This window comes from Haloferula sp. A504 (assembly GCF_044385805.1).
GTDB lineage: Bacteria > Verrucomicrobiota > Verrucomicrobiia > Verrucomicrobiales > Akkermansiaceae > Haloferula.
Genome location: NZ_JBISBU010000030.1, coordinates 1 through 21536 on the forward strand (window position 1 = coordinate 1; position 21536 = coordinate 21536).

The 21536-nt window shown below is 65.6% G+C and carries 16 protein-coding genes and 1 tRNA gene; 10 read left to right on the top strand and 7 right to left on the bottom strand.

The window, feature by feature from the left end; translation table 11 throughout:
* Positions 1–294: 294 nt before the first annotated feature.
* Together ACG2LG_RS14050 and ACG2LG_RS14055 are read left to right on the top strand one after the other, a co-directional pair.
* Positions 295–966: an FAD-binding oxidoreductase gene (locus ACG2LG_RS14050; protein ID WP_396259969.1), complete on the top strand. Its 672-nt coding sequence runs from the start codon at positions 295–297 to the stop codon at positions 964–966.
* Positions 967–1095: 129 nt separating this feature from the next.
* Positions 1096–1914, top strand: a complete 819-nt coding sequence (locus tag ACG2LG_RS14055; RefSeq protein ID WP_396259971.1) for a ZIP family metal transporter — start codon at positions 1096–1098, stop codon at positions 1912–1914.
* Between the two features lie 258 nt (positions 1915–2172).
* Here ACG2LG_RS14055 and ACG2LG_RS14060 read toward each other — a convergent pair.
* A tRNA-Leu gene (locus ACG2LG_RS14060) sits at positions 2173–2259 on the bottom strand.
* Positions 2260–2397: 138 nt separating this feature from the next.
* Between ACG2LG_RS14060 and ACG2LG_RS14065 the strand changes: the two genes are divergently transcribed.
* The 6 genes from ACG2LG_RS14065 to ACG2LG_RS14090 all read left to right on the top strand — a co-directional run bounded on the left by ACG2LG_RS14065 (position 2398) and on the right by ACG2LG_RS14090 (position 11517).
* Positions 2398–5361, top strand: a complete 2964-nt coding sequence (locus tag ACG2LG_RS14065; RefSeq protein WP_396259972.1) for a M16 family metallopeptidase — start codon at positions 2398–2400, stop codon at positions 5359–5361.
* 5 nt (positions 5362–5366) lie between these two features.
* Positions 5367–5945 carry a TPM domain-containing protein gene (locus ACG2LG_RS14070; protein WP_396259974.1) on the top strand — a complete coding sequence of 193 codons (579 nt, stop codon included), beginning with the start codon at positions 5367–5369 and terminating at the stop codon, positions 5943–5945.
* Between the two features lie 202 nt (positions 5946–6147).
* Positions 6148–7470: a DUF1501 domain-containing protein gene (locus ACG2LG_RS14075; RefSeq protein WP_396259976.1), complete on the top strand. Its 1323-nt coding sequence runs from the start codon at positions 6148–6150 to the stop codon at positions 7468–7470.
* Between the two features lie 9 nt (positions 7471–7479).
* Positions 7480–7710, top strand: a complete 231-nt coding sequence (locus ACG2LG_RS14080) for a hypothetical protein (protein WP_396259978.1) — start codon at positions 7480–7482, stop codon at positions 7708–7710.
* Positions 7707–10148: a PPC domain-containing protein gene (locus ACG2LG_RS14085; RefSeq protein WP_396259980.1), complete on the top strand. Its 2442-nt coding sequence runs from the start codon at positions 7707–7709 to the stop codon at positions 10146–10148. The genes ACG2LG_RS14080 and ACG2LG_RS14085 overlap by 4 nt, the downstream gene beginning before the upstream one ends.
* 118 nt (positions 10149–10266) lie before the next feature.
* On the top strand, positions 10267–11517 hold the full coding sequence (locus tag ACG2LG_RS14090; RefSeq protein ID WP_396259982.1) for a Gfo/Idh/MocA family protein: 1251 nt from the start codon (positions 10267–10269) through the stop codon (positions 11515–11517).
* 19 nt (positions 11518–11536) lie between these two features.
* Here the strand turns inward: ACG2LG_RS14090 and ACG2LG_RS14095 are convergent, their stop codons facing one another.
* The gene (locus ACG2LG_RS14095; protein ID WP_396259984.1) at positions 11537–11890 is read right to left on the bottom strand and encodes an arsenate reductase family protein; all 354 of its coding nucleotides are present in this window, start codon (positions 11888–11890) and stop codon (positions 11537–11539) included.
* Between the two features lie 49 nt (positions 11891–11939).
* On the opposite strand from ACG2LG_RS14095, the gene ACG2LG_RS14100 reads away from it, so the two are divergent.
* Both ACG2LG_RS14100 and ACG2LG_RS14105 read left to right on the top strand, forming a co-directional pair.
* Positions 11940–12404, top strand: a complete 465-nt coding sequence (locus tag ACG2LG_RS14100; protein WP_396259985.1) for a transcription elongation factor GreAB — start codon at positions 11940–11942, stop codon at positions 12402–12404.
* Positions 12405–12592: 188 nt separating this feature from the next.
* Positions 12593–13465: a helix-turn-helix transcriptional regulator gene (locus ACG2LG_RS14105; RefSeq protein ID WP_396259986.1), complete on the top strand. Its 873-nt coding sequence runs from the start codon at positions 12593–12595 to the stop codon at positions 13463–13465.
* A gap of 73 nt (positions 13466–13538) precedes the next feature.
* Here ACG2LG_RS14105 and ACG2LG_RS14110 read toward each other — a convergent pair whose 3' ends face one another.
* Genes ACG2LG_RS14110 through ACG2LG_RS14130 form a run of 5 tightly spaced genes read right to left on the bottom strand, consistent with a single transcriptional unit; the run spans position 13539 to position 21455 of the window.
* Positions 13539–14897, bottom strand: coding sequence for a Gfo/Idh/MocA family protein (locus ACG2LG_RS14110; protein ID WP_396259988.1), 1359 nt, complete (start codon positions 14895–14897; stop codon positions 13539–13541).
* A gap of 44 nt (positions 14898–14941) precedes the next feature.
* Entirely contained in the window at positions 14942–18136 is a 3195-nt protein-coding gene (locus ACG2LG_RS14115; RefSeq protein ID WP_396259990.1) for an efflux RND transporter permease subunit, read from the bottom strand.
* 4 nt (positions 18137–18140) lie between these two features.
* On the bottom strand, positions 18141–19337 hold the full coding sequence (locus tag ACG2LG_RS14120) for an efflux RND transporter periplasmic adaptor subunit (protein WP_396259992.1): 1197 nt from the start codon (positions 19335–19337) through the stop codon (positions 18141–18143).
* Positions 19338–19341: 4 nt separating this feature from the next.
* Positions 19342–20757, bottom strand: a complete 1416-nt coding sequence (locus tag ACG2LG_RS14125; protein WP_396259993.1) for an efflux transporter outer membrane subunit — start codon at positions 20755–20757, stop codon at positions 19342–19344.
* The gene (locus ACG2LG_RS14130; RefSeq protein ID WP_396259995.1) at positions 20754–21455 is read right to left on the bottom strand and encodes a TetR/AcrR family transcriptional regulator; all 702 of its coding nucleotides are present in this window, start codon (positions 21453–21455) and stop codon (positions 20754–20756) included. The genes ACG2LG_RS14125 and ACG2LG_RS14130 overlap by 4 nt, the downstream gene beginning before the upstream one ends.
* Positions 21456–21536: the final 81 nt, after the last annotated feature.

The following is a 21536-nucleotide window of genomic DNA, read 5'->3' on the forward strand; positions in this document are numbered from 1 at the left end:
ACGGATTACGCAGATTTTCTGGACTCTTAAAATCTGCGTAATCCCCTTAATCTGCGGTTCCAAAAACTACCAATCTGTTGGACGGGCTACACTAGTGAATCCGCGTACGGCTGCTAGGCGGGCCCGGGCACGCCGGCATGGAACGCCCGCTGATTTACCGGACCGCACCCAGCTGCCATCGTCGTTATCCTGAGTCGCCGGGGCGGCGAATCTGTCGCGGCGCATTCCGGCCCCGCGCCTGCCCGCGGTCCCGACAAGGCCGGAACATCCCGTTCAATACCTCCCCACCATCCTATGTCCACACCCCACACCGTCACCATCGAGGAGATCGAATCGCTCACGCCGGACGTCGGACGCTTCGTGACCACGAAACCCGAAAACTTCGAGTTCAAGCCCGGCCAAGCCACGGAGGTCTCGATCCCGAAGGACCACTGGAAGGACGAAAAGCGCCCGTTCACCTTCTCCTCCCTCCCGGAGGATCCGAAGCTGGAGTTCACGATCAAGATCTACCCCGAACGCGACGGAGTCACCGACCGCCTCGCCGAGCTGGAAGTCGGCGAGGAGTTGGAAATTGGAGACCCGTGGGGCGCGATCACCTACCAGGGGCCCGGGGTCTTCATCGCGGGGGGCGCGGGAGTGACGCCCTTCCTGGCCATTCTGCGCGACCTCCACCATCGCGGCGAGCTCGACGGCAACCGGCTGATCTTCTCCAACGACACGGAAAGCGACATTATCCTCGCCGGAGAACTGAAGCGCTTGCTTGGAGACCGGGCGCTTTTCCTGGTGACCGACGAGAAGAGCGCCACCTACCCGACGCGCCGGATCGACAAGGAACTGCTGGCCGAGCAGATCGACGACTTCGAACAATATTTCTACGTCTGCGGTCCTCCGGACATGGTGGAAGACGTCACCACCGCGCTCCGCGAGCTCGGCGTGGAGGAAGAGCGGATCGTCACCGAGGAATGAGCCGTCCGAAACTCCGACGCCCGCTGAGCGCCAAGCGATCCGGCTTCGACTCTGGATCGGCGGACTGTCTCAGCGCGCGCGTCCGCGGCCGCTCGTGACCCGGGCTCAGAGGAGAAACGCCTGGCTGACATGCCCGAATGGTTCACCCAACTTTCTCCATGGGTCCAAGCGCTGCTGGCAGGAGGCTTTACGTGGGTGATGACCCTGCTGGGGGCCACCCTGGTTCTTTTCAAGCGCAGCCTCCCGCCCGCCCTCGACGACGCCATGCTGGGTTTCGCTGGAGGCGTGATGATCGCCGCCAGTTTTTGGTCGTTGCTCGCTCCGGGCATCGAGATTGCGAAAAGCTCGGCGGGCCCGCCCGCATGGCTGGTGGCGGCGGGTGGATTCCTGCTGGGGGCTGCGGTGCTGCGGGGACTGGACGCTCTGGTGCCCCATCTCCATCCGGCGCTGCAGCACTCCGAGGGACCGCGAAGCAAGCTCAAGCAGAGCACGCTCCTCTTTCTGGCGATGACCATCCACAACATCCCCGAGGGACTGGCGGTGGGCGTCGCGTTCGGTGCCGCAGCCGGCGGCGCGGATTTCGCGTTGGGAGGCAACTACGCCTCGGCCATCGCGCTGGCAGCCGGCATCGGGATCCAGAACCTCCCGGAAGGGATCTCGGTGGCGATGCCCATGCGACGGGCCGGACTGTCGCGATGGAAGTGCTTTCACGTCGGGCACCTGTCGGCGATCGTCGAGCCGGTGGCGGCGCTCCTGGGGGCATGGTTGGTGACGCAGGTCGGGATCATCCTGCCTTGGGCTTTGTGTTTTGCGGCCGGCGCGATGATTTTCGTCGTGATCGAGGAGCTGATCCCCGAATCCCAAGCGAACCGACGGATCGACCTCTCCACCCTGTCCTGCATCGTCGGCTTCACCTTGATGATGATTCTCGACGTGGCGCTGGGATGATTCCCACTGACAACAGGGCCCACATCCGCCCGGACAATGGGCCCGAGTTCGTGACCCGCAGACGGGGCGACTGGCTCGGTGAGCGGGACACTCAGACCGTCTACATCGTGCCGGGCAGTCCGTGGCACAACGGGGAATGTGGGTCCCTGAAACCGAACCACTGTGAAGGGTAGCTTCTTGGGCTGATCCAGTACCGGACGATGAAGAGAAAGAGAGGGTCTCCGCGGACCCTTGGGATCCTTGTCCGACCCACTGTGATGGTGCGCACGAGAGGAATCGAACCTCCACGTCCTTGCGGACACATGAACCTGAATCATGCGCGTCTACCAATTCCGCCACGTGCGCGTTTTGGGTCGAGTAGAACGACGGGCGGCGAAAACAGCATGCCGCCCCCCGTTTGGCAATAGGAATTCTCGGATCCAAAGCGGCCACGGAACGGGATTCGGCGTTGCCAGCCCCCCGCGCCCTCGTCACCGTCCGGCCATGAGGAATCCCGCTCCCATCGTCCTGACCCTGCTGCTGGCCGTCGCCGCGCTGGTCGTCATGATCACCCGGCCGGAAACCGAACCCGGCGAACCCAAGGAATCGCCGAAGGAGACACCCTCTTCCGAAGCGGCGGCCGGCACCAGGCAGCCCAGCCTTTCGGACCCCCAGAGCGTCGCCTGGCCTCACGACGAAAGCGACCTCCCGACCGACCCGAAGGCGGTCTTCGGCAATCTGGAGAACGGCATGCGCTACATCATTCTGCCCCATGGCGAGCCACCCGAGCGGGTCAGCATCCGGCTCCACATCAAGGCGGGCTCGCTGATGGAAAGGAAGGACCAGCGCGGACTGGCGCACTTCCTCGAGCACATGGTCTTCAACGGCTCGAAGAACTTCACCCCCGAAGAGCTGATCCCCCGCATGCAGCGGCTCGGCATCGCCTTCGGCGCGCACGTCAATGCCTACACGTCCTTCGATGAGACCGTCTACATGCTCGATCTTCCCGACCTCAGTGATGAGATGCTGGGCCTCGGCTTCACGGTGATGCGCGACTTCGCCGATGGCGCGCTGCTCAAGACCGACGAGATCGACAAGGAACGCGGTGTGATTCTCGCCGAGAAGACCTCGCGGGACTCGGTGGACTACCGTCTCATGCTGAAGCAGTTCGAGACCCTGATGCCCGACTCGCTGCTGACCAAACGCTTCCCGATCGGCGTCGAGGAGGTCATCCGCGACGCGCCACGGGAGCGCTTCGTCGAATTCTACGAAAGCTACTACGCGCCGGAGCGCATGACCTTCGTGGTGGTGGGAGACATCGATCCCGGGGACGCGAAACGGCGGATTGAAGAAGCCTTCGGATCGCTGACCAATCCGGAGAGCCCCGGCACCGATCCAAAGCTGGGTGAGATTCGCGAAGCCGAGGGCGTCGAGGCCTTTGTCTTCGCCGACAAGGAGGTCTCCGCCACCGAGCTCGGACTGCTGACCATCGAGGCCTACACGCCGCTGCCGGATCGCCGGGAGACACGGGTCGAAAAGCTCCGCCTGGCACTCGCCCACTCGATGCTCGGCACCCGCTTCGACCGGCTGGCCAAGAAGGAGGGCTCGCCCATCCTCGGCGGCTCCGCCTCCCGCTCGGACCTCTTCAACTACGTCACGCTGGGGAGCATCGATGTCGCCGTGGCGGATGATCGCTGGCCCGATGCCACGGCCGTGCTCGAGCAGGAGTTCCGCCGCGCGCTTGAACACGGCTTCACCGCCGCCGAGTTCGCGGAAGCCCGCGCGAACACCCTCAACCGCTACGAGCAGGCGGTCGAATCGAAGGACAGCCGCCAGTCGGGCGATCTCGCCACCGGCATTACCCGCTCGATCAATGACGGACGCGTCCTGACCGATCCGGCGACCGACCTCGAGGTCGTCGCCACCGCGCTCGATGAACTCACCGCGGCCGATTGTCACGCCGCCTTCCGCGGATTCTGGGCCGACAAGGGCGTCTATCTCATCCTGACCACGAAAGAGGAACCCGATGGTGCCCGGGAGGCCCTTCTCGAGGCCTACCGCGCGGCCGCGGAAGTCCCCGTCGAGGCACCCGAAGAAGCCGAGGTGAAGAGCTTCGCCTACACCGATTTCGGCGACGCCGGAAAGATCGCCTCGCAGCAGGAAATCGAGGGTCTCGGGATCACCCGGCTGGTGCTGGGCAACGGGGTCACGGTGAACTTCAAGCCGACCGACTTCGAGAAGAACCGGATCCAGTTGAAGGCCCGGATCGGTTACGGGCGCCTGACCGCCCCGAGCGACAAGCCCGGGCTTGCGGACTTCGCCACGGCGGTCGTGAACGAGGCCGGGGTCGGGGTCCATTCGGCGGACGAACTCCAGCAGATCTTCGCCGGCAGGAACGTCAGCGCCGGCTTCTCGGTGCAGGAGGACCACTTCTCGATCTCGGGCGGCACGACCCCCGACGACCTCGAAGCCCAGCTTCAGTTGATGACCGCCCGGCTGCTCCACCCGGCCTACCGCGACGAAGCCATCGAGCAATTTCGGAAGGCGGTCCCGATGCTTTTCCAGCAACTCAAGCACACCCCGAGCGGTCCGATGCAGGAAATGTCCTCATGGCTTCGTGGCGGAGATCCGCGATTCTCGTTTCCGGGGGAGCCGGAAGTTTTCCTCGCCTACGAGGCGTCCGATCTCGAGCCATGGCTGGGCAGCGACTTCACGCCCGCCTCCGTCGAACTCAACGTGGTGGGCGACTTCGATCCCGACTCCCTGATCCCGGCGATCCTCGCAACCTTCGGCGCCATCGAGCAGCGTCCCGATCGTTGGCAGGCCCCGGCCCTCGACCGGAGTGTGGAGTTTCCGGAAGCGCCCCAGACGAAGACCTTCACCTTCGAAAGCAAGATTCCGCAAGGCCAGGCGGCCATCGTCTGGAAGTGCCCCGGCCCGCGGGAGGATCGCCGCCGGTTCCGCCGGCTTCAGATCCTTGCCGACATTCTCGGCGATCGCCTTCGCGAGGAGATCCGGGAAGAACTAGGAGCATCGTACAGTCCGCAGGCCGGAGCCAGCGGGTCCACCGCACTTGAGGACTTCGGTTTCCTGATGGCCCTGAGCCGCGGCACTCCGGAAAACATCCCGCAACTCACCGCCGTGAGCGTGAACCTCGCCGACGAACTCGCCACGGGCGGGGCCACCGAGGACGAGCTCGACCGCGCACGCAACCCGGCGCTGGCCGACATCGAGAAGTCGCTTCGGGACAACAGCTACTGGCTCGGAAACGTGATGTCGGGAAGCACCATCGAAGCGGAGATGTTCGAACTCGCCCGCGATCGCGAGGAGGACATCGCCTCGATCACCCTGGAGGAGATCAATCAACTGGCCACGGACTACTTCGGGAAGGACCGGGCGATCCAGGTCCTGATCCGGCCGGATGCTCCCGAGGACGCCGGGGATGACGGAAAAGAGGAAGAGGACTGAGCCCGATGCGCTGCCCCTACTGCGACACCGCCCTTGAGGAGACCAGCCCGGACTGCCCCGGCTGCCGGCTCGATCTGCGGCGGGCGGCGCAACTGCTGGGGCCGGTGCCGAGGATCGAGCCGGAAGTGTGCGACAGCAGCGGGGCGCTCACTCCCGCTGAGAGCAAGCGGCTTCGCCGGCAGGTCGATGAGATCGCCCAACGTTTTCCGCAGGTCCGGGTTCAGCTGGTCTTCCGGCATTTCACCGACGGACATCCCATCCGGCTCCATGCCTTCTGGATGTTCAACCTCGGTGCCTTCGCCACCGAGACTGAAAAACTCGGTGGCAACCGGCGCATCCTGCTGCTGGTCGATCCGGTCGCCGCGAATGCCGCCCTCACGCTCGGCTACGGCCTCGAGCCATTCATCGCCGACGATGAACTCGATGACCTCCTCGAAATGGCCGAAGACCGGTGGCGCAACAAGGAATGGCATGCCGGGGCGATGACGCTCCTCGACGGACTCGACTCCCTTCTGGAACGCGCCGCCCTGCGGACCGCCGATGCTCTCGGCCGATCCGCCCGCGAGTTGCCGGGTGCCTCGTAGCTCTCCGCCGCAGACTCGGACTTCACGATAAGAAGGAAGCGGAAAGCCCGAACCATTCCCCCGTGAACAGCTTGAGTCCGATGGGGCCAGGCTCCTTGGTCCGGAGCTCCGAACCATTCTTAAAATTCCGGAATCTCAAAGACCACTTGAAACTTGGCCCGATCCCCGGCGTAACTATTCGATTGGACCTCTTCATTTGCCCATGAAACCCGATTGCCCCGGCAACCCCCTCGAAAACTACAGCTCCCGTCGCGAGTTCCTCTACGTCGGCCTGATGGGCGGACTCGGTCTGTCGCTGCCCGGCTTCCTCCGCCAGCAGGCGATGGGTGCCCAGAAGTTCTACGAGACGAAGGAGGGGCCGGCCAAGGGGATCATCCACATCTTCCTGCCGGGCGGCATGTCGCACCAGGAATCCTTCGACCCGAAACCCCACGCGCCCAGCGAGTACCGCGGCCCCTTCGGGGCGATCGACACCGCACTGCCGGGGGTTCAGTTCGGTGCCAGGATTCCGCAACTCGCGAAGCTGGCGGACCGGTTCACGGTGATCCGCTCCATGTCCCATGGCGAGGCCGCCCACGAGCGCGGCACCCACAACATGTTCACCGGCTACCGGCCTTCTCCGGCCCTCGAATACCCGTCGATCGGCTCGGTCATCTCCCACGAACTCGGGCCGCGCAACGACCTGCCCCCGTACGTATGCGTCCCCAACGTGCCCAACGAGTTCGCCAACTCCGGCTACCTTTCCTCCGCCTACGGACCGTTCGGACTGGGATCGGATCCCTCGAACGAAAACTTCCAGGTCCGCGACCTGAACCTGCCCGGCGACGTGTCGGAGGAGCGTTTCCATCGGAGGCGATCGATGCTGGAAACCGTCGACTCGCATTTCCGGGAGTTGGAGAAGTCCGACGCCCTGGACTCGATGGACGCCTTCTACCAGCACGCCTACAAGCTGATCTCGTCACAGACCGCCCGCGAGGCCTTCAACCTCGCAGCCGAGGATGACAAGACCAAGGATCGCTACGGGCGCGGCGAGGCGGGCCAGCGGATGCTGCTTGCCCGACGCCTGATCGAGGGCGGGGTGCGCTTCGTCTCGCTGACCGCCGGCCGCTGGGACCACCACGACAACATCCGCGGCGGCATCGACGGCAATCTTCCCCCCGTGGACAAGGCCGTCGCCGCCCTGATCACCGACCTCGAAGAACGCGGAATGCTCGACGAAACGCTGGTGTGCCTGACGTCCGAGTTCGGGCGGACCCCGAAGATCAACCCGACCGGGGGCCGCGATCACTGGCCGCGCGTGTTCTCGGTGATGCTCGCCGGGGGCGGGGTGAAACGCGGCCACGTTCACGGCTCGTCCGACGCGCTCGGCGGCGAAGTCGACACCGACGGGGTGACGGTCCAGGACCTCGCGACCACGATCTACCACCAGATCGGGATCACCGCCGACAAGGAGCTGATGGCCCCCGGCAACCGCCCGATCGAGATCGTCGATGGCGGCAAGGTGCTCGACTCGATTCTCGCCTGACCTTCCGCCATGAAAAAGATCGCCTTCGCCCTGGTCCTGCTCGTTGTCGTCTATTTCGGTGCCTACTTCCTGCTCATGGAGCCGGGCACGGCGCTGAACCCGGACACCATGCTTCCTGAATACAAATCGATCTCGAAGTTCGCCGAGGGGATCCGGATCAGCGGGCCGGTCGAGATCAAGGTCACCGAGTCGCACTGGATGAACCCGGTCTTCGAGCCGCTGGATCGCCTCTTCCGATGAAAGCCTTGCCGCTCTGGCTCGTCCTCGCCGCCGCGGCTTCCGCCGCCTTCACGCCGGATCTCCGCCACGTCCAGCCCCGCGGTGCCCAGCGCGGCGGCGAACTCGTGATCCGCCTCCATGGCGAACGTCTCCGCGAGCCTCGGGAACTTCTCCTGCAGAGGCCGGGAATCGAGGTTCTCTCGCTCGAAGAACGGGTCATCACCGAGGACAAAGAGGGAGGGAAGAAGCAGGTTCGCGATGGCAGGACCGTGCTCGCCCGCATCCGCATCTCCCCCAATGCCCCGCTCGGCGAGCATCCGCTGCGACTCCGCACCGATGGCGGGGTGAGCTACCTGCGCAGTTTCTGGATCGGCCCCTTCCCCACGCTGCCGGAAGTGGAGCCGAACAACGATTTCGACGACCCCCAGGAGATCAACCGCAACGTGACGGTGCACGGCGTGATCAAGACGGAGGACGAGGACATCTTCGCGGTGGCCTTGAAGAAGGAAGAGCCTCTTTCCGTCGAGGTCGAGGCGATGCGGCTCGGGCGCGTGTTCTTCGATGCCCGGGTGGCGATCCTCGATCCGGACGGCTTCGAAATCGCGTCCTGCGACGATGCCACGCTGCTCCGTACCGACGCCTTCGTCTCGATGCTCGCACCGAAGGACGGGCTCTACCGCATTTCGGTACGGGAAGCGGCGTACCAAGGGAGTGATGCCTCCCAGTACCGGCTCCATGTCGGCAGCTTCCCCCGCCCCTCGACCGTCGTTCCTCCGGCTGCGCGGCCCGGGGAAACCATCGACTTCCGCTTCCTCGGCGACCCTTTGGGCGAGATCACCCGGACAATCACGATCCCTGCCGATGCCTCGGGGCTTTTTCCCGTCTTCGCGGAACGCGATGGGATCCCCTCCCCGTCGCCGAATTGGATCGAGGTTTCATCCCTCCCCCATCTCGCCGAGACCGAACCCAACAACGGCCCTAAGCAGGCACCCGTGCCTCTGGTTCCGCCCTGTGCCGTCCACGGCGCGATCGGCACTCCGAAGGACACCGATTGGTTCCGCTTCGAAGCGAAGAAGAATCGCAACTACGAGATCCGGGTGCTGGCCCGCCATCTGCGCTCACCGCTGGATGCCGTCATCGGCCTCCGCGGACCCGACGGCAAGGGGATCGAAAGCAACGACGACCAGGACGGGCCCGACTCCGTGATCCGCTGGAAGTGCCCGGCGGACGGCATTTACGAACTGTATCTGCGCGACAAGCTCGCCCGTTCCGGTCCCGACTACGTCTATCGGCTCGAAGTGCGCCATCGGGCTCCGGCGATTTCCGCAGGCCTTCCCGTGGCCCGGCGCAACGACTCGCAGGCCCGAAAGATGGTCGTCATTCCCCGAGGCAACCTCTGCGCCACACCGGTCAACATCACCCGCACCAACCTCGGTTGCGCGGCGGAGTTCGAGGCGGTTTCGCTCCCTGTGGGCGTCAGCATCGAAGTGCCCGAAATCCCGCGCTCACTGAACAGCTTCCCGCTGCTGTTCCGCGCCGCGGCGGACGCCCCGATCGAAGGCGGCTTTCACCGCTTCCGCATCCGCTCGACCGGTGAGGGCACCCCGGAGGTGGACGGAGCCCTCGAAGAGACCATTCATCACATCGAGATCAACAACCAGGGCCCCTATCACAGCTGGCACTCCGGGGACATCGCCGTCGCGGTGATCAAGGAAGCCCCGTTTCACGTCCGCCTGGATCCGCCCGGTGCCCCCGTCGTTCCCCGCGGAACGGTGAAGCTCGGGGTCGGCATCGATCGCCATGGTTGCGACGGCAAGGTCACCCTGCGCCTGCTCTGGCGCCCGCCCGGGATCGGCGCTCCCGAAGTGGTGCCGCTTGCCGCCAAGGAAAACGGGGCGCTGTATGAGATCAACGCAACCGAAGACGCCCCGGTCGGCGAGTGGAAGCTTGCGGTGCTCGGTGAAGCCCCGACGCCAGAGGGGCCGGTCATCGTCTCGTCGGAATTCGTCACCCTGCGGGTCGTCGAACCGTGGCTGAGCGCCTCGATCGCACTGGGAGCCACCGAGCAGGGCAGAAACACCTCGGTGCTTTGCCAGTTGGAACACGCTCGGGAATTCGTCGGCGAGGCGCGGGCCGAACTCATCGGCCTGCCACACGGTGCCACCAGCGCCCCGCTGACCTTCACTCACGAGACCTCGAGCCTCACCTTCCCGGTCACCGTTTCGAAGGATGCGGTGGTGGGAAAGCACTCCGGCCTGTTTCTCCGGATCCACATTCCGCATGGCGATGGCGAGGTCCTTCACCAATGCGCCCAGGGCGGCGTGCTCCGCATCGACAAGCCCCGTCCCCAGGTCGCCGCGAAACCCGCGACGCCTGATCCGAAACCCGGGCCCGCCAAGCCCACCGCCAAACCACTCTCCCGGCTCGAACAACTCCGCAGGCAGGCCGAGGAGCAGTAGCCCGGATGCCTCACGGGAGGTGGGATTCGATGACATGCCCGGCGGCGCATGCCCGTAGAACTTCATCATCCCGGATCCGCCACTGGTCATCGAAAACTCCGAACCCATCCCACACGTCATGTCTGAATTGCCCGCCCGCACCCCGCGCCGCGATTTTCTCGCCACCGCCGGCCTCGCCACCGCCGCCGTCTCCCTTGGCGGCACGGCACAGGCGCAGTCATCCGGCGGCGCCAAGCTGCGCGTCGGCATCATTGGCTGCGGCGGACGCTGCAACACCGTGGCGAAGATGGCGGTCAAGGACGGCCGCTTCGAAATTGCCGCCCTGGCGGATTATTTCCAGGCGGCCGTGGATGATAAGGGCGAGCAGTTCGGGGTCCCGGCCGAGCGTCGCTTCACGGGTCTCGACTGCTTCAAGCGAATGCTCGATGCCGGAGGGATCGACATCGTCGCCGTGCTTTCGCCCCCCTACTTCCATCCCGAGCAGGTCGAGGCCGCGGTCGATGCCGGCCATCACGTCTGGCTGGCGAAGCCGATCGCGGTCGATGCCCCCGGCGTGGCACGCATCGAGGCGGCGGCCCGGAAGGCGGCCGAAAACAAGCGCTGCTTCCTGATCGACTTCCAGACCCGCGCTCTCGATCACTACCACGAGGCCGCCCGGCGCGTGGCCGCCGGAGATCTCGGCACCTTGGGCTATGGCGAGATCGAGGGCACCTGTCCGGCCTTCGAGATCCGGACGCCCACGGGGCCCAAGGAGGCCAAGCTCAAGAACTGGCTCCAGTGGAAGGAACTGTGCGGCGAATCCCTCATCGAGTTCAGCATTCACGCGATCGACATGGCGAGCCTGATGGTCGGGCGCCCGCCGGTCTCGGCCACCGGCCACACCGGCCGGGTGCTTCTCGACAAGCTCCCCGAACCACGCCCCGGGGACGTCCAGGACCGCTGGGTCGCCACCTACGACTACGGCGAAGGGTTCACGGTGGAACTCCGGGCCAAGCGCTTCGAGGGCCACGGCCTGCCGCAGCACCACGGCATCTGGGTCAAGCTCCACGGCAGCCGCGGCAGCCTGAGCGCCGACTACTCGGGCGAAGTCTTCATCCGCGGTGAGAAGTCCTTCAACGGCGACAGCTTCATGAAGGAAAAGATCCGGGGCCTCTACGAACGCGGCGTCGCCAACAACTGGAAGACCTTCCATGACGACATCACCAAGGGCAACTACGCCCAGGAGACCGTCGCGCCCAGCGTGCAGAGCCACTACCTCGCCCTGCTCGCCCGCGAGGCCTGCTACCGCGGTGGCGAGACGGTGACTTGGGACGAGGTCGTGAAGTCGACCCAGGCCTACGAGTTCGACACGACCGGACTAACCGTCTGATCCACCCGGTCGCTTCCATTCAGCCGAGGACTTCCTTCCATTCCGCTTCTCGAAAGCCGTTCACCGCCACGTCCTTCCCGATGAGGAAAGGCCGCTTCACCAGGTTGCCGGTTTCGTGGAGGATCGCGAAGGCCTCCTTCTCGCTCATGCCCTCGAGCCGGTCCTTCAGGCCAGCATCGCGATAGTCCTGGCTCGAGGTGTTGAAGAGCCGTCGCAGGTCCCCGCCCCGCGCCTTCAGCATCGTTCGGAGTTCGGTCGATGTCGGCGGTGTTTCCCGAATGGGCCGCTCCTCGAATTCGATGCCGCGTTCCTCCAGCCACTTGGTCGCCTTGCGGCAAGTGCTGCACTTTTTGTAGGTGTAGATCTTGAGCACCCCCCGATCTTGCCGCGCTCGCTTTTCCACGCAAGACTCCGCCTCGCCCATGGGAGCCAAATCGAAACTGCTGGATCTCGTCCGCCAGGAGCTGCGCAAGCATCTCGAGCGCTTGAGTGAGGCCGCCCAGGAGGCCCATGCGGCGGCCACCGATCCGGACAGCCGGGCCGAGGGCAAATACGACACGCGGAGCCTCGAAGCTTCCTACCTCGCCGAGGGTCAGGCCAGGCAGGTGGAAGGTCTTGCCGAGGCGATCCGACAGTTGGGCTCGTTCGAGGCTCATGACCTCGACCTGACCGAGCCCATCGTCTGCGGAGCACTGGTCGAGACCGAGCGGGACGGCGAAACGGAGTGGTTCCTCCTCCTGCCGGCCGGTGGCGGCCACGAAGTCGAGCACGAGGGACGCACCGTCACCTTGCTCGGCCCGGAGAGCCCGCTTTATCGGAACCTGATCGGGAAAACACTCGGGGACTCCGTGGGCGAGACCGGAATGACGGTCACCGAAATTGGCTGAAAGGACTCGTTCTTTTTATTTAACTAATCCGTAATAAAAGCCGCAACCAAGTCAATCCGCGGCCCGGCAAACGACAGGCCTGTCGACCGCAGCGCATCGGTCCCTCACCGTGAATGCCCGGCAGGCCGCCGTTTCGCGCAGTCTTTATTCGGCTTTACTTCTGTCATTTCCGGAAGCGAGGGTTGTCCATGAATCCGGACGCTCAGCAGCTGCACAAGAACGCTCGCAAGTTGCCCACTCCGCCGTCACCCGCCGCCTACTTCGAGGGATGTCGGCGGCATCACGCCTGTTCCCCCGACGACGTGCTGCTCTTTTCGCGGGTCGATGCCCACGAGCTCCGGCGTCGCAGCGCGGAATCCCACCTGCACCGGCGCTTCTGCCTGGTGAACTGCCTCGAAACCGCCGGGGCGGTGTCGGTCGACGGCATTCCCTTCGCGTTGAAGCCGGGTCAGGCCCATCTTGTCTTTCCCCAATCCTACCACCACTTCCTCGATCTCGCCGACCCGAGCATTCTGTGGCTTATGCTCACCTTCGAAACCGACGAACCCGAACGGCTCGCGCCGCTGCGCCAGCACACCCTGAATCTCGACGCTGCCGATCGTCGGGACCTCGGCCGCATGGTTTCGCGTTTCACCGATGCCGCCGACCAGGGGCGCGGAGACTTCCTCTCGCTCACCCTCTCGAAGATGCTCTGCCGGCTGTGCGAACGGGTGGAAGAACACGGCCGTTCCGACCTTCCGCCGAGGCCCTTCGCGGGCCTCTGGCCAAGGCTGCAGAAGGAGTTGGAGGCGCTTCCCCCCGAGGAGTTGCGGATCGCACCGCTGGCCGAGCGACTCCGGATCTCGGACCGCCACCTGCGCGAGAAGTTCAAGGCGCAGTTCGGCGTGCAATTGGGGACCTACCTTCGCAACTACCGGATCCGCCGGGCAATCGGTCTGCTCACCTCGACGAGCCTGTCGCTCGCGGAGATTTCGGACCGCTGCGGCTACCGGTCGGCCTCGAGTTTCCACCGGGCCTTCATCCGGCACACCGGCATGAAACCCGCCGACTTTCGCCGCTAGCCCGAAGGGTGCTTCGCGGACCTTCCCGGCCCCGGGCAGTGCGTGCCTCCCGGGTCAGCGCGGGATACCCGACTCACACATCATACTCCCAACCCTTCCGCACCGGCTCCTTGATCCAGGCATCCAGCTCCGGCTGGCCCTTGACCTTCATGTTCGCGGCATCCCACTCGATGGTCTTGCCGCTGCGCTGGGCGATCGCCCCGAGCAGCACCATTTCGGTCAGCGGCGCGGCGTAGTCGAAGGGCGAGCCCGGACGACCATTGCCCTTGATCGCTTCCAACCACTCCTCGATGGGGCCACCGGGTGCGCTCGGCAGGCGCTCGATCTTCGAAAGCTCGGCCCGCAGGTCCTTGAAGCGCGACGAAGGAACGATGCTCGGACTGTTCGGCCGCATTCCGGGGTGGAAGAGGATCTCCTTGCTCCCCTTCATGTACATGCCGCCCTCTTCCGGGAGTGGCTTGTCCTTCTCCCATCCGTCCGGTTTGGGCACCTCGAAACCGCGCTCGTACCAGGTCAGCTTCACCGGGGGCTTCTCACCGCGTGCCGGGAAATAGTACGTCACTTTCGAACTCATCGGGATGTACCCGGGGTCCGGCGGATCCTCGCGCTCGACTTCGACCTTCTCGGGCATCCCCAGGCCCAGGACCCAGAAAGGGGCATCGAAGGTGTGGCAACCGATGTCTCCAAGAGATCCGCAACCGTAGTCCCACCACCCGCGCCAGAGGGTCGGGACATACTCGGGGCTGAACTCGCGCGCCTCCGCCGGACCCTGCCAAAGGTCCCAGTCGAGCTTTTCGGGAACCGGCGCGGCCTTCGGCGGGAAGGACTTCGGCGGCACGAACCACGGACCAATCGGTCGATTCGTCCAGGTCACCACCTCCGGCACCTCGCCAACGATTCCGGCATCGTACCATTCCTTGATCCGGCGCATGCCATCCATCTGGTGGCCCTGGTTGCCCATCTGCGTCACCACCTTGTACTTCTCCGCGGCCTTCTGAAGCGTCCGGCACTGCCAGATGTTGTGGGCCAGCGGTTTCTGCACGAAGACATGCTTGCCCCGCTCCATCGCCGCCATCGCGATCGGAAAGTGCGTGTGGTCGGGTGTCGAGATGGCGACCGCATCGATCTGATCGCCCATCTTGTCGAGCATCACCCGGAAGTCCTTGAAGTGCGGGATGTCCGGGTGCTTGTTCAGAGCCCGCGATGCCCGGGCGAAATCGACGTCGCAGATCGCGACGAGATTCTCCCGCGACGCGGCGGTGCGGAAGGCGTAGCCGCCCATGCCGCCGGCCCCGACCACCGCCACGTTGATCTTGCCGTTGGCCGAAGCTCCCGGCTTGCCGATCGAGAACAGCGGAAATCCACCGAGGCTTGCAGCGGCTCCGGCGGCGGAACGGGTGATGAACTTGCGGCGATCGAGTAGCTTCGTCATGCAGCCGGATACACCGGACCGGCCGGCGATCTATCGAATCGCCATCACCCGCGCGCCCGCTTCTTCGCGAACAGCTCGCGCACGTCCTCGAGTATCAGGTAAATGCACGGGACCATCAGCAGGGTGATGAAGGTCGCAAAGAGGATTCCGAAACCGAGCGAGACCGCCATCGGGATCAGGAACCGCGCCTGCATGTCGGTTTCCAAGAGCATCGGCATCAGTCCGGCAAAGGTGGTGAGCGAGGTCAGAATGATCGCCCGGAACCGCCGCCCTCCGGCAATCACCGCCGCCTGGCGGATCGGTGCCTCGTCGCGGTGGCGGTTGACGTAGTCCACCAGCACCAGCGAGTCGTTCACCACCACCCCCGCCAGCGCCACCAGCCCGCACATCGACATGATCGAGAGGTTCATCCCGAGCAGCACGTGCCCGCCGATCGCGCCGATGATGCCGAAGGGAATCACCGACATGATGATGAGCGGCTGCCAGTAGGACTTCAGCGGAATCGCGATCAGGACATACATGATCACCAGCGCACCGAGAAAGCCGATGCCGATCTCGCGCACGCTGTCGGCCTGGTCCTTCTGCTCACCCTCGAAGGCATAACTGACGCCCGGATATCGGGACGACAACTGCGAGAGCGTGTCGGCCTCCAGCGCGCTGGAAACCTGCGTGCCATTCGTTTCGCCAACGGTATCCGCCGTGATCTGGATCGACCTCCGCCGGTCGGTGCGATTGATCACCGCCGGGCCGCGACCGAAGTCATACTCGACCACCTGGGCGAAGGGCAGCTCGTCGCCGAGCCGGGTCCGGATCTTCATCTGCTCGAGCGAGTTGAGCGTCCGGCGGTCGGGCTCCGGAAAGCGGATCATCACCTTCACCTCGTCGCGCCCGCGCTGCAGGCGCTGGGCCTCGTCGCCGTAGAAGGCCGCGCGAACCTGTGCCGCGACCTCCTGGAGGGTCAGACCCGCCGCCCGCCCGGCCGGCGTCAGCCGAAGCAGCCGCAGTTCGTCCTTGCCGACCCGGTCGGAGTCCGAGATTTCCACCACTCCCTCGAACTCCCCGAGGCGTTGCTTCACCCATTCGGTCGCCTTCCGCAACTGCTCCAGGTCCTGCCCTGTCAGGTTGAGGTCGATCGCGTTGCCGCCGCCCGCCGTTTCGGTCGTCACGGACAGCACCGCCAGCCCCGGAATCTCGCCCATCTTTTCGCGCCAGAGATCGATGAACTCGTCGGAACCCACCGTCCGCTCGGCCGAAGGCGTCAGCTCGAGGGTCACTTCACCCAGGTGCGTGGCGGTGGGCGGGCCGGACGGGGCAAAGCTGGTGATGAAGGGCTGGCTGCCGGCACTGGTCAGATAGTGTCGCAGGATCTCCCTGCCCTCCTTTTCCCGGAAGTGGGCTGCCGCCGCCTCGGCCGCCGCCTCGATCCGGCGGGCCACCCGCTCGGTGTCGGAAAACGGCGCCCCCAGCCCGAGCTCGAACTTGGCCGAAACCACGTCGCCCTCGACATCCGGGAAGAACTTGAACTTCATCCGGCCGCCCGCGACATAGCCGACGGTCGCGAAGAACAGGGCGACGAACGCGGCGACGGTCACGTAGCGCCACCGCAGGCAGCGTCCCAGGAACGGCTGGTAGATCTTGTGAACGAAGCGCTCGAGTCCGTTGGCCACCGAACGCTGCAGCCTGAAGATCGGATTGCGCGGTTCCTCGGCACGATGCGGCGCGAGCAGGGCGAGGTGGGCCGGCAGCACGAACTTCGACTGCAGCAGCGAGAAGGCGAGGGTGGGAATGACGACCAGCGGGATGTTCGGCCAGATTTTTCCGCTGACACCGCTCAGGCCGAGCATCGGCGTGAAGGCCACCATGGTGGTCAGAACCCCGAACACCACCACCGTGCCGACCTCGTGCGTGCCCTTCCAACTCGCGATCTGCGGGTGCTCGCCCCGCTGGATGCGGGAATACACGTTCTCGCCGGTGACGATGGCGTCATCGACCACGATCCCGAGCACCAGAATGAAGGAGAACAGGGAGATCATGTTGATCGAAATCCCGAGCATCGGCATCAGCCAAAGCCCGCCGGCGAACGACACCGGAATGCCGAGCGCCACGAGCAAGGCCAGCGACGGGCGGAGGAACAACGCCAGCACCAGCAGCACCAGGAGAAGCCCGAAGCCGGCGTTCTTGGCCAGCAGGTTCAGGCGTCCCTCCAGATACTCGCTCTGGTCGTTCCAGATGGACAGGACCACTCCCTCCGGCAGCCGGCTCGCCGAGTCTTCGATGTATTCATCGACCAGCTTGACCAGGCGCAGGGTGTCCTCGTTGCCGACGCGGAAGACGTTGACCAACACGGCGGGACGGCTGTCGAAGCGGGTGACCAGATCCACATCCTCGAAACCGTCCACCACCGTCGCCACCTCCTCGAGCAGGATCTGCGAGCCATCCGCCCGGGTGGCGACCGGCACGGTCCGGAACTCGTCCGCGGTGAAGCGCTTCCCGAGTGCCCGCAGGATGAGTTCGCCCCCCTCCGTCCGGATCGATCCGCCGGGCAGATCCACCGAGCTGCGGCGCACCGCATCCGCCACCTGGGCAAGGCTCAGCCCGAGCTCGCGCAGCTTCACGTCGGAGACCTCGATCGACAGCTCGTAATCCCGCGTGCCCGAGACCTCGACCTGCGAAAGCCCGGGTTTTCCCGCGAACAGATTCGCCAGGAAATCGAAGACGCCTTCCGGCGGCCGTGGTTCGTACACCAGCAGGTCGTCGCGGATCTGCTCGGCCAGGCGGCTCATCGTCATCTCGTCGGCCTCCCCCTCGGTGGTGATCGCGATCTTCAGCACCGGGTTCTTGACCACGATCTCCTCGATCACCGGCTTCTCCGCCTCCTCGGGGAAGTTGTCGATCGCGTCCACCCGGCTCTTCACGTTGTCGAGCAGGTCCCTCACATCGTAGCCGGTCTCGGCCTCGATGGTGACCGTGCCGATGTTCTGGGCGGCGGTGGAGCGGATCTTCTTGATCCCGGTCAGGTCCGCCACCGCCTCCTCGACCGGCACGTTGACCCCGCGCTCGGCTTCCACCGGGGTCGCGTTCGGATAGGGAATGGTGACCAGCACCGCGTCGATCGCCAGCTCGGGGAAGATCTCCTTGCGCAGTTGGTACCACGACGAGAACCCGGCGAGCAGGACCGCCAGCATCAGGAAGTTTCCTGCGACGTGGTTCCGGCTGAACCATTGGACGGCACCCTTCATGTGATCAGTCCGTCGAGGCTTCGGCCGACCCGTCGCCGTTCGGCGGCGCCACCTCCACCTTCATGCCCACCAGCGGCGCTGCCAGCCGTGTGAGCACGAGCTGGTCCCCCTCTTGAAAGTCCCCGCGGACGACCAATCGTTCGCGTTCGGCGCGCAGGATCGTCACCCGGCGTTTGACCAACCGACCATCCGCGACCACCCACACCTCGCCGGCCCCGCGCACCGCCGAGCGCGGCAACTCGACGACATCCTCCAGCATCGTCCCGGGCACTTCGGCGTCCACAAAAAGGCCCACCGGGGGAAGCTCCCCGGAGGCTTCGGGCATCACTTTCGCGATTCCGAACCCGGACAAGGTCGAGCGCTCGACCTCGCCTTCCACCCGGTCGAGCACCGCCGTCCACCGCTGCTCGCGGCCGCCGATCGATGCCGTCAGCACAATCTCCGGGGAACCCTCCGGCTCCAGATATCCGAAATCCTCCAGAGGAAAGGGAAGCCTCACCTCCAGTTCGGAAGCCGAGAACAATTCCGCCACCGGCGTGCCGGGCGCGACCACCGCGCCTTCCTCGACATGAGCCTTGCGGACCCGTGCGGCGAATGGAGCCTTGATCGTCGTCCGCTCAAGGTCCCGGCGCGCCCGCTCCACCTCCGCCTTCGCCGAGCCGATCCGGGCCTCCGCGGCGACGATCTGCGGTTTTCTCAGCACCAGGTCCCCGGGCTCGCCCCGACCGAGCTTCTTCCAGTCGAGCGCCGCCTGCTCGGCCAGCGCCTGCTCCTGCGCGAGCGCGAGCCGGGCATCGGCGAGCCCGGCCTCGGCCCGGGCCAGCGCCGCCTCGTAGTCGGCAGGATCGATCCGCACCAGCACCTGGTCCTTCTTCACCACGCCTCCTTCGATCAGCTCGGCATCGATCGACACCACCCGGCCGCCGACCTCGGCGGCGATCGACACCTCCCGCACGCTGCTGACCACGCCCTGGGTGCGGATGCTCACCCGGTGGCTGCCGCTCGACACCGGCCGTGCCACCACGGTGGGAACCAGCTCGACCTCGGCCTTCTTCTCGGCCTCGGGTTTGGTGAGGACGAACAGGATCACCGCCACCACCCCGAGCACCAGCAGCCCGAGCGCGATCACGAATGACAGCACCGCATGAATCGCGCCGCTCCGCCGCGTCTCGTCGACCACTTCGTGTTCTGATTCTTCCATGATGTTAGATGGTGTAATCCCCGCCGAGGGCAAGGTGAAGGTTGACCCGGTTCTCCAGCCGCAACCGGCGCAGGGTCAGCCGCTGGCTCGCCAGCTCGATCCTCCGGTTTTCCGAGGCCAGCAGCGTGAGCACGTCGCCGGTGCCCAGGGTGAAATCCCGCCGTGCGGACTCCGCCCCGTCCCTCGCCATTTCAAAGGCCGAGTCGATCGCCGTCACCCGCGCCGCCAGGTAGCGATCCGCCGCCAGCGCCGTCTCCACTTCTCCGAAACCCCTGAGCACGGTCTGCTGGAGGTCCGCCAGCGCTTCGCGCTCCTCCGCGCCGCGGGCCTCGAGCTGGGACTTCAGCCGCCCGCCCTGCAGAATGGGCTGGGCCGCCTGACCCGCGATGGACCACACCCCGTAGGCGCTGTCGAAAATGTTCCGCAGTTGGTCCGTGCTCTGGCCAGCCGTCGCGGTCAGCGAGAAGCTCGGAAAGAAGGCCAGGAAGGCCTCGTCGCGCCGGCGACCCGCCGCGGCTAGGCGTCGCTCGGCGGCGAGGATGTCCGGCCGCCGGAGCAGCAGCTCCGAGGGCAGCCCCGCAGGCGGCATGGACTTCACACCGGGCAGCGTCGAACGACCGACAAGCTCCGCCGAGGGATACCGCCCGAGCAGGATCTCCAACTGGCGGACCGCCTGATCCTTCTCCCCTTTCCTCGCCTCGAGCGCGGCCTTCGCCGTCTCGACATCGGTCTCGGCAAGCCGCAGTTGCGAGCCACTTGCCTGGCCCTCACCGGCGCCGCGTTCGAAACGCCCGCGGACCAACTCGGCCGTGTCCATTCGCGTCCGGAGCGCCTCCTCGGCCAGCACGATCTGCCCGTTGATCTCGCAGACCAGCAACCAGCTTCGCACGACCTGGGCGGCGAGCGAGGCACGGCTACCGCGGTAGAGGTTTCCCTGTGCCTGAAGATCGGCCAACGCCGCCTGCTCACCCGCTCTCACGCGCCCCCAGAGATCGATCTCCCACGACAGTGCGAGCTGCGCGCCGTAGGTGTTGTTGATCACGCGCTGGACCCCCTGACCCCCACCCGCGTTGCCGATCGGAAATCCGATGAAATTCCGGGCGTCGCGATTGGCGCTCCCGCCCGCCGTCAACTGCGGCCTCGCGGCGGCACCGGCCCCCTTGGCCACCGCCGCCGCCCGCTCCACCCGGGCCGCTGCCGCCCGTAGGTCGCCGTTCGCCGCGTAGGCCTCGGCGACGAGCTTCTTTACCTCCCGGCCACCGAACCGCCCCACCCAGTCATCGTCGATGCCGGCCTTCCCCTGCTTGGTCGCCGACCACGCCCCGGGTGCCTGCCCGGCCTCGTCGATGCGCGACGCAGGTGGCATGAGCATGCAGCCGGACATCAACAGCCCGGTCGCCAACCATACGATCGGCCTCAAAACAAGAACTCCTCGTTGGGTCCCGACTTCGGCGCCGGCGCCTCGATGCCCTGCCGCATCCCGGCAGCGGCGTAGCGGACGAATCTCGACAGCGTGCTCTCCATCGAGGGCTGGCCCGAGGCCCCTTCGCTGACCCGATACAAGGCCTCGCCATGGGCCATCGTGTGAATCATCGCCCCGACCGTGAAATGAATCCTCCACACCAGCTCCTCCTGGTCCAGCTCGGGGAGCGCCTTGGCGAACGCCTTGCGGAAGCGGGTCAGCATCTCTTCGAATCCGCGCTCGACGGTCTCCGGCAGCTTGGACGCATGGGCGCCGAAAATCCGCCCCATCAATTTGTAGAAAAGCTGCTCCGACAGCTCGCTGCGCCGGACCTGGGTGGCGAATGGCCGGATGAAGGCATCGAGCAACTCCTCGAGCGGCACGGCCTTGGAGCCGGTCTTGCGTTCGAGAACGTCGAGGCGCGCCACCCGCTCCTCGTTCACGGGATTGATGTAACGCGCCATCACCTGCTCGACCAGCGCCTCGCGGCTGCCGAAGTGGTAATTCACCGCCGCCACGTTGGCCCCGGCCCGCTCGGTGACGTCCCGCACCGACACCCGCTCAAAGCCTTTTTCGGAAAAAAGCTGCTCCGCCGCTTCAATCAACTTTCGCCGGGTCGCCGATCCCGCACTCTTTCCCGCCACTCTTCCGCTCATGGCGGCCATGTTAGGCGGGTCCTCCGACCTGTCAAACGATTGATTGAAAGGTCCATTGGATTCGAGGGGGAGGAGCATCGT